This is a genomic window from Streptomyces pseudovenezuelae, from assembly GCF_029892565.1.
Lineage (GTDB): Bacteria > Actinomycetota > Actinomycetes > Streptomycetales > Streptomycetaceae > Streptomyces > Streptomyces pseudovenezuelae_A.
In genome coordinates this window covers 593402-606890 of record NZ_JARXVH010000001.1, presented here as the reverse complement: position 1 = coordinate 606890, position 13489 = coordinate 593402, and the positions used below count along the sequence as shown (strand labels likewise).

Annotated in this window: 14 protein-coding genes; 8 read left to right on the top strand and 6 right to left on the bottom strand. The window is 71.1% G+C overall.

Going from position 1 to position 13489, the window contains the following annotated elements; translation table 11 throughout:
* Positions 1-53 precede the first annotated feature (53 nt).
* From M2283_RS02700 to dnaK, 3 genes are all read left to right on the top strand, one after another.
* A complete protein-coding gene (locus M2283_RS02700; RefSeq protein WP_432423021.1) occupies positions 54-1787 on the top strand; it encodes a vWA domain-containing protein in 1734 nt (577 codons plus the stop codon).
* Between the two features lie 121 nt (positions 1788-1908).
* Entirely contained in the window at positions 1909-2337 is a 429-nt protein-coding gene (locus tag M2283_RS02695) for an OsmC family peroxiredoxin (protein WP_280874288.1), read from the top strand.
* A gap of 144 nt (positions 2338-2481) precedes the next feature.
* Positions 2482-4362, top strand: coding sequence for a molecular chaperone DnaK (gene dnaK, locus M2283_RS02690; RefSeq protein ID WP_280874287.1), 1881 nt, complete (start codon positions 2482-2484; stop codon positions 4360-4362).
* A gap of 19 nt (positions 4363-4381) precedes the next feature.
* Here the strand turns inward: dnaK and narJ are convergent, their stop codons facing one another.
* The 3 genes from narJ to M2283_RS02675 all read right to left on the bottom strand — a co-directional run bounded on the left by narJ (position 4382) and on the right by M2283_RS02675 (position 6832).
* A complete protein-coding gene (gene narJ / locus M2283_RS02685; RefSeq protein WP_280874286.1) occupies positions 4382-4873 on the bottom strand; it encodes a nitrate reductase molybdenum cofactor assembly chaperone in 492 nt (163 codons plus the stop codon).
* Between the two features lie 164 nt (positions 4874-5037).
* On the bottom strand, positions 5038-5853 hold the full coding sequence (locus M2283_RS02680) for an SAM-dependent methyltransferase (protein WP_280874285.1): 816 nt from the start codon (positions 5851-5853) through the stop codon (positions 5038-5040).
* A gap of 115 nt (positions 5854-5968) precedes the next feature.
* Positions 5969-6832 (bottom strand): helix-turn-helix domain-containing protein, encoded by an 864-nt coding sequence (locus M2283_RS02675; RefSeq protein ID WP_280874284.1) that lies wholly within the window; start codon positions 6830-6832, stop codon positions 5969-5971.
* A 328-nt stretch (positions 6833-7160) separates the two neighbouring features.
* On the opposite strand from M2283_RS02675, the gene M2283_RS02670 reads away from it, so the two are divergent.
* Positions 7161-7586, top strand: a complete 426-nt coding sequence (locus M2283_RS02670; protein ID WP_280874283.1) for a hypothetical protein — start codon at positions 7161-7163, stop codon at positions 7584-7586.
* Here M2283_RS02670 and M2283_RS02665 read toward each other — a convergent pair.
* Positions 7568-8416: a helix-turn-helix domain-containing protein gene (locus M2283_RS02665; RefSeq protein WP_280874282.1), complete on the bottom strand. Its 849-nt coding sequence runs from the start codon at positions 8414-8416 to the stop codon at positions 7568-7570. The two genes, M2283_RS02670 and M2283_RS02665, sit on opposite strands and share 19 nt — an antisense overlap.
* Positions 8417-8547: 131 nt before the next feature.
* Here M2283_RS02665 and M2283_RS02660 point away from each other — a divergent pair, with 131 nt between their 5' ends.
* Both M2283_RS02660 and M2283_RS02655 read left to right on the top strand, forming a co-directional pair.
* Positions 8548-8853: a 4a-hydroxytetrahydrobiopterin dehydratase gene (locus tag M2283_RS02660; RefSeq protein ID WP_280874281.1), complete on the top strand. Its 306-nt coding sequence runs from the start codon at positions 8548-8550 to the stop codon at positions 8851-8853.
* Between the two features lie 5 nt (positions 8854-8858).
* Positions 8859-9608 (top strand): class I SAM-dependent methyltransferase, encoded by a 750-nt coding sequence (locus M2283_RS02655; protein WP_280874280.1) that lies wholly within the window; start codon positions 8859-8861, stop codon positions 9606-9608.
* Here the strand turns inward: M2283_RS02655 and M2283_RS02650 are convergent.
* Both M2283_RS02650 and M2283_RS02645 read right to left on the bottom strand, forming a co-directional pair.
* A complete protein-coding gene (locus M2283_RS02650; RefSeq protein ID WP_280874279.1) occupies positions 9586-10053 on the bottom strand; it encodes a hypothetical protein in 468 nt (155 codons plus the stop codon). The two genes, M2283_RS02655 and M2283_RS02650, sit on opposite strands and share 23 nt — an antisense overlap.
* Complete coding sequence (locus M2283_RS02645) at positions 10050-10529, bottom strand: hypothetical protein (protein WP_124001781.1); 480 nt, start codon at positions 10527-10529, stop codon at positions 10050-10052. Before M2283_RS02645 ends, M2283_RS02650 begins: the two co-directional genes overlap by 4 nt.
* A gap of 62 nt (positions 10530-10591) precedes the next feature.
* Between M2283_RS02645 and M2283_RS02640 the strand changes: the two genes are divergently transcribed.
* On the top strand, positions 10592-11551 hold the full coding sequence (locus M2283_RS02640) for a helix-turn-helix transcriptional regulator (protein WP_280874277.1): 960 nt from the start codon (positions 10592-10594) through the stop codon (positions 11549-11551).
* 39 nt (positions 11552-11590) lie between these two features.
* Positions 11591-13489 (top strand): rhamnogalacturonan lyase, encoded by a 1899-nt coding sequence (locus M2283_RS02635; RefSeq protein ID WP_432423013.1) that lies wholly within the window; start codon positions 11591-11593, stop codon positions 13487-13489.

The following is a 13489-nucleotide window of genomic DNA, read 5'->3' as shown; positions in this document are numbered from 1 at the left end:
GGACCAAGGGCGAGAAGAAGCGGGACCTCGCGGCCGAGGCCTTCGCCGAGGGGATGCGGCTGGTCGGGGCCAACCCGGCGCTGGCCGCCGTCGAGTTCAACGTCTGCCGGCACGAGGACTGCCGACTCGCGCCCCGGAACGGCCTGGTGCGCGTCGACTCCGACGGCGACCTGCACGCCCACCCGCAGCGCCTCGCCGAACCGGCCGCCTGGGCCTGGGCGGTGGCGCACGCCGTGCTCCACCTCGGCTTCGGACACGTACCGGCCGTGAAGGGCGAGCGCACCCAGCCGGACCGCTTCGACCTCGCCGCGCGCTGCGTCGTCGTCAACCGCTTCCTGCTCGGCTTCACCATCGGCAGAACCCCCGAGGAGCTGCCCACCGCCTACCCCGACGGTGACGAGGAGCAACTCGCCGCGCGCTGGCGGCGGGACGGACTGCCGGCCGTGTACGAGCACTGCGGTACCGCGGGCCACGAGCCCGACCAGCTGCTCCTGCCGTGGCACGGGTGGCTCGGTCAACCCCCGGACTGGCAGCTGGCGTTCGCCACCGCGCTGACCCGGACCGTGTCGGCGGCGATGGACATGGCGGGCGGCCGCCGCGACTCCCTGGATGGCCAGGTGGCGCAACTGCGGCCCTGGCAACGGGCGTTGAGCTGGTTCGTCTCCTCCTACCCGCTGCTCGGCGGCATCGCGGCCGGCATCAAACTGGTCGCCGACGCCGAGCTCGCCCGCGCCCACGGCATCGCGGTGGCCGCCGTCAACGTCGAGGCCGGCGAGATCTACGTCAACCCGCTGCGGACCTTCGACGACGAGGAGTGGCGGTTCATCCTCGGCCACGAGATGCTGCACGCCGCCCTGCGCCATGGCGACCGCTGCGGCACCCGCGACCCCTACCTCTTCAACATCGCCTGCGACTACGTCGTCAACGGCTGGCTCAGCGAGATGCAGGTCGGCACGATGCCCGAAGGCCTGCTGTACGACCGTGAGTTGACGGGCCTGTCCGCCGAGGAGGTCTACGACCGGATCGCCGGCGACCTGCGCCGCATGCGCCGCCTGTCCACCCTGCGCGGCAAGGGCGTCGGCGACGTGCTCGGCGCCCCGCTCGGCCCGCCCGGCGACTACGTCGACCTCGACGAGTTCTACCGGCGCGGCCTGTGCCAGGGCCTCGACCTGCACCAGCAGCAGGAGCGCGGCTACCTGCCCGGCGGCCTGATCGAGGAGATCCGCGCCCTCAGCCACCCGCCGCTGCCCTGGGACGCCCAACTCGCCCGCTGGTTCGACGAGTTCGTGCCCCGCCCCGAACCGGTCCGCTCCTACGCCCGTCCCTCGCGCCGCCAGTCCTCCACTCCCGACATCCCGCGCGCGGGCCGCTACTTCCCGCCCGAGGAGATCGCCCGCTGCACCTTCGGCGTGGTCCTCGACACCTCCGGCTCCATGGACCGCGTCCTGCTCGGCAAGGCGCTCGGCGCGATCGCCTCGTACGCCGAGGCCCGGGACGTACCGGCCGCCCGCGTCGTCTTCTGCGACGCGGCCGCGCACGACGCCGGCTTCGTGCCGGTGACGGAGATCGCCGGCCGGGTCCGGGTGCACGGCCGCGGCGGTACGGTCCTCCAGCCGGGCATCGACCTGCTGCACCGCGCAGACGACTTCCCGCCCGGCGCCCCGATCCTGGTCATCACCGACGGCTGGTGCGACGTCCTGCGGGTGCGGCGAGAGCACGCGTACCTGATCCCGCAGGGCGCCCGACTGCCGTTCAGTGCGCGGGGGCCGGTGTTTCGGGTGCGGTGACCTCGGGGCGGAGACGACCACCGAGCCAGTCAGGTGGGTGCGGCGGCCGGAGGTGTGATCGGATGGTGTCCTGGCACCCGGATACGGGTCACGCACGGGACCCCACCCGAAAGGAACAATCGTGGCAACCACGCGCTCCGCACACACCGTCTGGGAAGGCAACCTGATCGAGGGCCAAGGTGTCGTGAACTTCGACTCCTCCGGTGCCATCGAGGCGCAGCCGGTCACGTGGGCTTCGCGGTCTCAGGACGCAAACGGCAAGACCAGCCCGGAAGAGCTGATCGCCGCCGCGCACTCCAGCTGCTTCTCCATGGCGCTGTCGCACGCTCTCAACGGCGCCGGCACCCCGTCCACCAAGCTCGTCACCTCGGCCGACGTGAACTTCCAGCCGGGTGAGGGCATCACCGGCATCCACCTCACGGTCGAGGGCACCGTCCCCGGCATCGACGACGAGGCCTTCGTCGCCGCCGCCGAGGACGCCAAGAAGAACTGCCCGGTCAGCCAGGCGCTCACCGGCACGACCATCACGCTGTCGGCCAAGCTCGCCTGACCCTCGTAGGCCTGGTCCTTTTTTCGGTGCCGCGTTCCCCGATCGGGGGCGCGGCATCGTCGTTTCCGGGTAGGCGGCATTGACAACAGCGCACTCAAGTTTTGTGCTGTAGTCGGGGAAGTGCCCTGGCGGAAGGGGACCGAAATGGCACGTGCGGTCGGGATCGATCTGGGGACCACGAACTCGGTGGTCGCCGTCCTGGAGGGCGGCGAACCCACCGTCGTCGCCAACGCGGAGGGAGCCAGGACCACACCGTCGGTGGTGGCCTTCGCCAAGAACGGGGAGGTGCTGGTCGGCGAGGTCGCCAAGCGGCAGGCCGTGACGAACGTGGAGCGCACCGCGCGCTCGGTGAAGCGGTACATGGGGGACGCGGAGTGGCGTTTCCCTGATCAGGGCTCTGTGGATGGGACTCGCTACCGGGCCCAGGAGCTGTCGGCGCGGGTGCTGCAGAAGCTGAAGCGGGACGCCGAGGCCTACCTCGGCGAGGACGTCACGGACGCGGTGATCACCGTGCCGGCGTACTTCGACGACTCGCAGCGGCAGGCGACCAAGGAGGCCGGGGAGATCGCGGGCCTGAAGGTGCTGCGGATCATCAACGAGCCGACGGCCGCCGCGCTCGCCTACGGCCTGGACCGGGGCGAGGAGCAGACCGTGCTGGTCTTCGACCTCGGCGGCGGCACCTTCGACGTGTCGTTGCTGGAGATCGGCGACGGTGTCATCGAGGTCAAGGCGACCAACGGTGACACGCATCTGGGCGGTGACGACTGGGACCAGCGGGTCGTCGAGTACCTGGTCAAGAGGTTCAAGGGGCAGCAGGGCATCGACCTCGGCAACGACAAGATGGCGCTGCAACGGCTGCGCGAGGGCGCGGAGAAGGCCAAGATCGAGCTGTCCAGTTCGACCGAGACCACCATCAACCTGCCCTACATCACCGCTTCCGCGGCCGGTCCGCTGCACCTCGACGAGAAGATGACCCGGGCCCAGTTCCAGGAGCTGACCGCGGATCTCCTCGACCGCTGCAAGACGCCCTTCCACCAGGCGGTCAAGGACGCGAACGTGCCGTTGGCGGCGATCGACCACGTCATCCTGGTCGGCGGCTCGACCCGGATGCCCGCGGTCACCGAACTGGTCAAGGAACTCACCGGCAAGGACCCGCACAAGGGCGTCAACCCCGATGAGGTCGTCGCTGTCGGCGCGGCCCTCCAGGCGGGCGTCATCCGCGGCGACGTCAAGGACGTGCTGCTGCTCGACGTCACCCCGCTGTCCCTCGGCATCGAGACCAAGGGCGGCATCATGACCAAGCTGATCGAGCGCAACACGACGATCCCGACCCGGCGTTCGGAGATCTTCACCACCGCCGCCGACAACCAGCCCTCGGTCGGCATCCAGGTGTATCAGGGCGAACGTGAAATCGCCGCGTACAACAAGAAGTTGGGCGTCTTCGACCTCACAGGGCTGCCGCCCGCCCCGCGCGGGGTGCCGCAGATCGAAGTCGCCTTCGACATCGACGCCAACGGCATCATGCACGTCTCGGCGAAGGACCTCGCCACCGGTCGCGAGCAGAAGATGACGGTGACCGGCGGCTCGGCGCTCCCGAAGAACGACATCGACCGCATGATGCGGGAGGCGGAGCAGTACGCCGACGAGGACCGCAAGCGCCGGGAGGCCGCCGAGACCCGCAACCAGGCCGAGCAACTCGTCTACCAGACCGAGAAGTTCGTCCGCGACAACGAGGAGCGCATCCCGGCCGACACCAGGTCCGAGGTCGAGGCCGCGGCCACCGAGCTGAAGGCTCTGCTGGAACAGGACGCCGACACCGCCGCGTTGCGCACCGGCGTCGAGAAACTCGCCTCCGTCAGCCAGCAGATGGGCCAGGCGATGTACGCGCAGGCCGACCGGCCCCCTACGGACGACCCCGGCACCGGTGCCGGCACCGAGCAGGACACCTCGCCGCAGGACGACGAGGGTGTGGTGGACGCCGAGATCGTGGACGAGGAGCGGGACCAGAAGGGCGGCGCCGCCTAGTCGCTCCGGCGCACCCCGCTCATCGCACCTCGGTGGGTGCGGTGGGCAGGGTGGCGCAGACGGCGTCCAGGACGGACGCGTACGGCGTGCCCAAGTCGGCCAGTCGGGTTCGGAGTTGATCCAGAGCGGCGCGGTACTCGGTCAGCAGGTCGAGGTTGCCTGTGCGGGCCGTGAACTCCAGGACCGCGGGCAGGTAGTCGGGCAGCTCCTCGCCGGTGAACTCCAACTCGTGCGTGCGGTACAGGTCCTTGAAACGGGCCAGGGACATCCCGCGCCGCCGGGCGTCGCCGTCGTACCACCAACTCAGGTACAGGCTGTGCCGGTTGTCGAGGTCGAAGACCTGGACATAGTGCGTGGCCAGCTCCTGCGGCGGTGTGAGGGCCGCGTGGTCGACGAACTCCCGCAGCTGCGGGGCGGCTTCGCGCAGCAGGGGCAGCCTGGCGCGGAGGTCGCCGTCGGGGAAGGTCAGGCAGAGCGCGGCCGCCTGGTACAGCACAGCGTCCGAGGGCATCAGGCCTCCTTCGCGTCGTCTGCGGCCCGCCGGCCGCGCGGCAGCGCCGCTCCCGGCTCGGCGGGCGGTGTCCGCGTGTCGGTCACGTGCGCTCCCTTGCTTGCCCGTGGTGTCGAACCTAGGGCGGGGCAGGGGAGCGCACCCGTTCACCGCAGCCGTACGGGTCAGGCCTTGCGGGCGACCGCGCCGTACAGGGGCACGATGCCCTCCGCCTGGGCCGCCACGTCCTCCGGGTCCGGCCGCCAGCCGTAGACCGAGATGACGCCGGGGCCCAGCAGTTCCAGACCGTCGAAGAACCGCGAGAACTCGGCCAGGGTGCGCGGATAGAACGGTGTGCCGCTGTGCCGGAAGTGGTCGGCCGCCTTCGCGATGGCCTCCGGGTTGAGGTCCGGGGTGACCTGCGACATGACCAGGTAACTGCCCGGGGCGAGCACGTCGACGTACCGCTTGACCAGGCCGTACACGTCGTCGCCTGCGGGCTCCTCGCCCAGGTAGTGGGTGAGCGCGACCAGCGACAGCGCGATCGGCCGCGTGAAGTCGAGGGTCTCGCCGGCCAGTCGCAGGATCGTCTCCGGGTCGCGGGCGTCGGCGTGCACGTACTCGGTGCTGCCCTCGGCCGAACCGTGCAGCAGCGCCTGCGCGTGCCGCAGCACGATCGGGTCGTTGTCCGCGTACACCACCCGCGCGTCCGGGGCGACGCGCTGCGCCACCTGGTGCAGGTTGGGCTCGGTGGGGATGCCCGTGCCGATGTCCAGGAACTGGCGGATGCCGGCCTCGGCGGTGGTACGGGTCGCCCGGTGCATGAAGCGGCGGTTGGCGCGCGCGCCGCGCACCGCCGTGCCGTCCGCGGTGAGGATGCGGCGGGCCAGCTCCTCGTCCACCGGGTAGTTGTCCTTGCCGCCCAGCCACCAGTCGTACACCCGGGCCGGGTGCGGCCTGCTGGTGTCTATCCGGGCGGCTGCGGCGTCGGATCCGGTCATGCCGTGTCTTCTCCTCGGTGTGGGAAAGGTGCGGTGCGTGACTCAGGCGGTGCCGGGGGTGGCTCGGTGTCGCTCAAGGTGCCGCAGGAGATGGCTCGGTGCCGCTCGGGCACGCTCAGAAGTCCTCGCGGCACTCCCGCAGGAGCTTCTTGGTGCGCTCGGCCGAGGCCGCGCGCGCCGTCATGTGGTCGAGGACCTCCAGGTGCGCGGAGACCTCGCTGCGGGAGTCGAGGTACAGGGCGCCGGTCAGGTACTCGGTGAAGACCATGTCGGGCAGCTCCGGCTCGGCGAAGCGGAAGAGGGTGAAGGGCGCGTACGTCCCCGGGTGCGGACCGTCCTCGAACTCGGCGATCTGCAGCGTGACCCGGTCGCGCTCGGCGTACTCAAGGAGCTTGTCCAGCTGCCCGCGCATCACCTCGCCGCGGATGCTCACCGGCCGCCGCAGCACCGTCTCGTCCATGATCACCCACAGGTGGGGCGGGTCGGGGCGGTCCAGGAGCCGCTGCCGGGTCATGCGCAGGGTCACATGCCGCTCGATGGCCCCGGGCTCGGTCTGCCCGACCGTGCCCGCCTCCATGACGGCACGCGCGTAGTCCTCGGTCTGCAGCAGCCCGGGCACGAAGTGCGGTTCGTAGGAGCGGATGAGCCGGGCGGCGCCCTCCAGGCTCACGTACAGGCTGAACCAGTCCGGCAGCACGTCGTGGAACCGCTGCCACCAGCCCGGCCGGTTCGCCTCCTCGGCCAGCGCGACGAACGCGGCAGCCTCCTCGTCGGCGACCCCGTACGTCTCAAGCAGCACCTGGACATACGGGATCTTCAGCGCGACGTCGGCCATTTCCATCCGCCGTACGGTCGCGGGGGCCACCCGCAGTACCTGGGCGGCCTCCTCACGCTTGAGGCCGGCCGCCTCTCTCAGCTCCTGCAGGCGCTTGCCGAGCACCACCTGGCCCACGGTGGGCGCGGGACGCCGCTCACTCACGTCACGCCTCCCCTACGCGCCGAAGTATGCGCGAAGCAGTGTGTCATGTTCCGCCGACAGTCTCATGGGATCAAGGTCAGGCACATACCGAGCCCGCGATCTCCCCTCTCCTTACCCCAGAGGTAATCGACCGGGCGGGCGACGCGCGGGACCGTGGGGACATCGGGTTCCGGGACGGCGCACTCCGGTCCGGAACCCGGCCCGGCTCCTGTCGCGAGAGTCTCGCCCGTCCCGCGACGCCCGGCACGTGTTCTCAGTGAGTCGACAGCTGATTCCCAGCGCGTCCGCAGCACATTCCCCGCGCTTTCCCAGCGAAAGGTGACGCCCGATGTCCGCGACCACTCTCGGAGCCCTCGCCCGGACCTCCGACCCGAACGCGGTGCTACGACGCCTCCTCGCCGCGGACGCCGTGGTGACCGGCGCCAACGGCGTCGTCTATCTCGCCGCCGCAGGACCGCTCGGCCGGTTCCTCGGCGTCGACCGGGGGCTGCTGCTCGTCCTCGGCGCGATCCTCGCCGCGTACGGCGCCGCCGTCGGCCTGCTCGCCTCCCGGCCCCGGCCCGCCGCCTTGCCCGTCCGGGCGGTGATCGAGACCAACCTCGCCTGGACGCTCCTGAGTTGTGCGGCCCTGGCCCTGTGGCTGGCCCCCACCACGTCCGGTGCCGTCTGGACGGTGCTCCAGGCGCTGGTCGTCGCCGCCCTCGCGGTGCTCCAGCACCTCGCACTGAAGGGCCGTCAGGACATCAGCGCCTGAAGGTACTTGGCGGTCGCCGGGTCGGCCGGGAGCAGCGTCTCGATGGCCAGCTCGGCGACCGTCACGTCCATCGGCGTGTTGAACGTGGAGATCGACGAGATGAACGACAGCGTCCGGCCCTCGTGCTCCAGCTGCATCGGCAGCGCGAAGTACGGCACGGGCTCGGCCGGTTCGGCGGACGGGTCCGACTCGGGCACCGGGTAGGCGGCGACCTCCTCGTACAGCTGCCGCAGTGGTTCGGAGCGGTGCAGGGCGATCTCGCGCCGCATCTGGTCCAGGAGGTGCCCGCGCCATTCGCGCAGGTTGCGGATGCGCGGTGCCAGGCCCTCCGGGTGCAGGGTCAACCGCATCGCGTTCAGGGGCGGTTGGAGCAGATGGGGCGGGATGCCGTCGAGCAGGATCGCGATGCCCCGGTTGGCGGCCAGCACCTGGTACGTCGCGTCCACCACCAGCGCCGGATACGGCTCGTAGCACTGGATCAGCCGCTCCACGCCCTCGCGCAAGGCGTCCAGCGCGGGGGAGTCCAGCGGGGTCTCCGGATAGCGCGGCGCGTAACCGGCCGCCAGCAGCAGGGCGTTGCGCTCACGCACCGGCACGTCCAGGTGCTCGGCGAGCCGCAGCACCATCTCCTCGCTGGGCCGGGAGCGACCCGTCTCGATGAAGCTGATGTGCCGGGCGGAGGAGTCGGCGCGCAGAGCCAGCTCCAACTGACTCACCCGCCGCCGCTCCCGCCAGGCCCGCAGCAGCGGGCCGACACTTTTGTCCGAGGACGCGGAGGCGGACCTGGACGCGGTGGTGGCGGTGGAGTCTCCGTGCGCGGCGGCGGTCATACGACGACCGTAGTCGACGTCCGGGCACGGGAACCGGGCGGCGCTCGGGGCGACCCCCTCTGACCAGCGCGGCGACGGCCCGGACTGTGGCACGCTGAAGGGGTATCCGGCGTTCACGAAGGAGCGATGCCATGGCCGTGAAACCGCTGTCGCAGCAGGAGATCGAGGAGGGGCTGGCCGGGTTGCCGGGCTGGTCGCTCGACGGAGACCTGCTCACCCGCTCCTACCGGCTCGGCACGCACTTCGCGGCGACCGCGATGGTCGTCCACATCGCCCAGGTCCAGGAGGAGTCGGACCACCACTCCGACCTCACTCTCGGCTACAACACCGTGTCGCTGTCGGTGAACACGCACAGCGTCGGCGGCCGGGTCACCGAGCTGGACCTCGCGCTCGCCCGCCGGGTCGAGGAGTTGGCGCAGGGCCACGGGGCACACTGACGTCCGTGCTCGACTACGACAAGGAAGCCGACGCCTACGACGCGAGTCGCGGCGGTGAGCCCCGGGCCGCCGCGGCGGCGGACGCCGTACTGGGCCTGGTCCCCGCCTCGACCGGCCGACTGCTCGACATCGCCTGCGGAACCGGCATCGTCACCCGGCGGCTCGCGGCGGCGCGGCCCGCCGCCCGGGTGACGGGCGCGGACCTGACGTACGGCATGGCCCGGATGGCCGCGAGGCGGCTGCCCGGCGCGATCGTCCTCGCGGACAGCCGCACGCTGCCGTTCCCGGACGCCACCTTCGACGCCGTCACCAGCGTGTGGCTGCTGCACCTGCTCGACGAACCCGAGCACGTGCGGGCGGTCGTCGCCGAGTGCGCCCGGGTGCTCAAGCCGGGCGGGGTGTACGTCACCACCGTCGACAAGGCCGCCGCGCACGACGTGGGCAGCGACATCGACGCCGTGCTCGCCCCGCGCCCGCGCCGCCCGGCCCCGGACGCCGCCCTGCTGGTGGAGACGTACGCCGCCGCGCACGGCCTGCGTCCGGCGGGGCAGGCCCGCTTTCCGGGCCGAGGGCAGGGCCGCAGCCCGCGCCGTACCGCCGCCGATCTGCGCCGCGGCTGGTTCACCCGGCTGCCGCCCGACGACCCGCTCACCGAACGGTTCGCCGAGCGGCTGGAGGCGCTGCCCGACCAGGAACGGCCGCGCGCCGACCCGGAGTTCACGCTGCGGGCCTTCAGGAAGCCGTCGGCCGACTGAAGTCCATCGTCCAGTTGGTCAGCCAGTTCTCCCCGTCGTCGACGGAGAAGGCCTGCTCCCAGCGGGCGTGGCCGGGCGACGGGACCGTCCAGACGTACCGCACCCGCACGTCCTTGCCTTCATGGGTGTCGTCGCCGAAGAACTCGCCCCGGTCGCCGTCGAATTGACCGGTCAACGGCGGGAAGAGCGTGCCGCTGCGGCTCGCGGCCCAGTACAGCGACCACCGCTCGGTCGCCCGGTCGAAGAGCCGCAGGGTCGCGCCCTTGGCCCCGAGGTGCGGCAGGTCGATCTCGTCGACGTTCGCGGCCCCGTCGAACAGCGGCCGGCAGCGGCTCGTCGCCGGGAACTCCGCCCAACCGCTGTCCGGGTCGAGGAAGTCGGTGCGGCGGCGGTTGACCACCTCCCACTCGCCGTGGAAGAAGTCGAAGTCGTGCGGGCTGCTCATGAGCGGTCTCCAGTCGTTCCCTCGGGCAGGGAGTCGGTCAAGTAGGCGTCGAGATCCGGGACTTCGGGCGCTAGCAGGTGCCGGACCCAGGCGTCCCGTTCGTGCAGGATCGGCGGCAGCTCCCAGACGCAGCCGATCCAGGGCAGGTCGGGCCGGATGAAGTGGGTCGGGTCGTCGTCCGGGCAGCCGAGAACCGGCTGGCCCGCCGAGGCGCCCCGGAAGTGCAGCACGTTGTCCCACACCCAGCTGTAGGCGTTGAGATAGGCGCCGGTGTCGCCGCCCTTGTGCAGCACCACGAAGGTGGCCGGCGGAGTGCCGTCCGGCTCCGGCAGCAGCTCCGGCAGGATCGCGTACGCCGCCTTCTCGATGTCGGGCGCGATGCCCGCCGGGTCCGCGGTGACGTGGTAGCGCTTGATGTGCCGGCCCGCCAGCTCGATCGGGGGCGGCACGGTCAGCAGTTTCTCCGTGAAGGCCATGGCAGGACGCTAGGACGACTTCACTGACAACATGTGTCAGTGAAGTCTGGGATTCTGGAACCGTGAAGTCCAGCCGACTCGTCTCGATCCTGCTGCTGCTCCAGACCCGGGGCCGGATGACCGCCGCCCAGCTCGCCGAGGAGCTGGAGGTCTCGGTGCGCACGGTCTACCGGGACGTCGAGGCGCTCGGCGCGGCGGGCGTCCCGCTGTACGGCGACGCGGGCCACGCCGGCGGCTACCGCCTGCTCGACGGCTACCGCACCCGCCTGACCGGCCTCACCGCCGGCGAGGCCGAGGCCCTCTTCCTGGCCGGCGCCCCCGGCCCCGCCGCCGAACTCGGCCTCGGCTCCGTCCTCGCCGCCGCCCAGCTCAAGGTCCGCGCCGCCCTGCCGCCGGAGCTGCGCGCCCACGCCGACCGGATCAGCGGTCGCTTCCACCTGGACGCGCCCGGCTGGTACGCGGACGCCGACGAGGCCCCGTACCTCCCGGCGGTGGCCGACGCGGTCTGGAACAGCCGTGTGCTGCACGTCCGTTACCGCCGCTGGGCCGAACCGACCGACGTGGAGCGCCGGTTGGAGCCGTACGGACTGGTACTGAAGGCGGGCCGCTGGTACGTCGTCGCGGGAGCCGCCGGATCGGCGCCGCGCACCTTCCGCGTCGACCAGATCCTCGAACTGGCCACGTCCGACGAGGAGTTCACGCGCCCCGACGCCTTCGACCTGGCCGCGTACTGGACGGCGTACCAGCGCGACTTCCACGACCGGCTGTACCGGGCGGAGGCGGTGGTACGCCTTGCCCCCGGCGTGACACTGCCCAGGGCGGTGAACGGGCGTACGGGTGAGGACGGTTGGACCCTCGCCCGGGTGCCCATCGAGTCGGTCGGACACGCGCATGGCGAGTTCCTGCGCCTGGGCACGGACATCGAGGTCCTCGAACCGCCCGAGCTGCGCGAACGCATCACCCGAACGATCGCCGAACTGGCCGAAAGATACGGCAACGTGGCGGACGGCGGCGGCGACTGAACGTGCGGAACCCGTCCGTCCTCTCTGGAGGTATGTCACGTGCAGCACCCGCATCCGCACCCGCATCCGCAGTCGCACTTGAATCGCAGACGCCGGGCCTACCTCTCGGCGACGGTCGCGGCAGTGGCCCTGATCGCCGCCGGACTCACCGGCCTGACCACCGGCACGGCCCAGGCCGCCACCGCCCGCCAGGTCGAGAAGCTCGACCGGGGCGTAGTCAGCGTTCACACCGACAGCGGCAACCTGGTCAGCTGGCGCTGGCTGGGCACCGACCCGAACGACGTCTCGTTCAACGTCTACCGCGCCGGCACGAAGGTCAACTCAACCCCGATCACAGGCTCGACCACCTACTTCCACGCCGGCGCCCCCGCCCAGGCCGACTACACGGTCCGCGCGATCGTGGGCGGCGTCGAGCAGGCGGACTCGGTCCACGCGATCCAGTTCCGCACCGGCTACAAGGACGTGCCGCTGAGCCCACCCGCCGGCGGCACGACTCCCGACGGCGTCGCCTACACCTACGAGGCGAACGACGCCTCCGTCGGAGACCTGGACGGCGACGGCCAGTTGGACTTCGTCGTCAAGTGGCAGCCGACCAACGCCAAGGACAACTCCCAGTCCGGCTACACCGGCAACACGATCCTGGACGGCGTCAAGCTCGACGGCACCCGCCTGTGGCGCATCGACCTGGGCCGCAACATCCGCTCCGGCGCGCACTACACGCAGTTCCAGGTGTACGACTACGACGGCGACGGCAAGGCCGAGATCGCCATGAAGACGGCGGACGGAACGGTCGACGGCACCGGCACGGTGATCGGCAGCTCCTCCGCCGACTACCGCAACTCCAGCGGATACGTACTCTCGGGCCCGGAGTACCTGACGATGTTCAACGGCCAGACCGGCAAGGCGATGGGGACCGTCGACTACGTCCCGGCGCGCGGCACGGTGTCGTCGTGGGGCGACTCGTACGGCAACCGCGTCGACCGTTTCCTCGCGGGCACGGCGTACCTGGACGGCGCCCGCCCTTCCCTGATCATGGCGCGCGGCTACTACACCCGCACGGTGATCGCGGCCTGGGACTGGCGCGGCGGCGCCTTCACCCGTCGCTGGACCTTCGACACCAACTCCTCGACCAACTCCGGTAAGGGGTACGACAGTCAGGGCAACCATCAGTTGTCGGTCGCGGACGTCGACGGGGACGGCAAGGACGAGATCGTGTACGGCTCGATGACCGTGGACGACAACGGCTCCGGCCTGTGGACGACCAAGAACGGCCACGGCGACGCCATGCACGTCGGCGATCTCGACCCGTCCCGCGCGGGCCTGGAGGAGTTCAAGGTCGACGAGGACTCCTCGAAGCCGTCCTCCTGGATGGCGGACGCGAGGACCGGCCAGATCCTCTGGTCCACACCCGCCAACGGCGACAACGGCCGGGGCGTCTCCGGTGACATCTGGGCGGGCAGCGCCGGCGCCGAATCGTGGTCGGCGTCGGAGAGCGGCATCCGCAACCCCAAGGGCACGGTGGTGTCGACCCGCAAGCCGTCCAGCACCAACTTCCTTTCCTGGTGGGACGGTGACCCGGTCCGTGAACTCCTCGACGGCACCCACATCGACAAGTACGGCACCGCCTCCGACACCCGCCTCCTGACCGGCGTCTCGGTCCACTCCAACAACGGCACCAAGGCGACCCCGTCCCTGTCCGGCGACATCCTCGGCGACTGGCGCGAGGAGGTCGTCTGGCCGACGTCGGACAACACGGCGCTACGGATCTACTCGACGCCGTACGACACAAGCACCCGCATCACCACACTCCTCCACGACACCCAGTACCGCACGGCGCTGACCTGGCAGAACACCGCCTACAACCAGCCCCCGCACCCGAGCTTCTTCATCGGGGACGGGATGGCGACGGCGCCGCGGCCTGCGGTGTACACGCCGTGA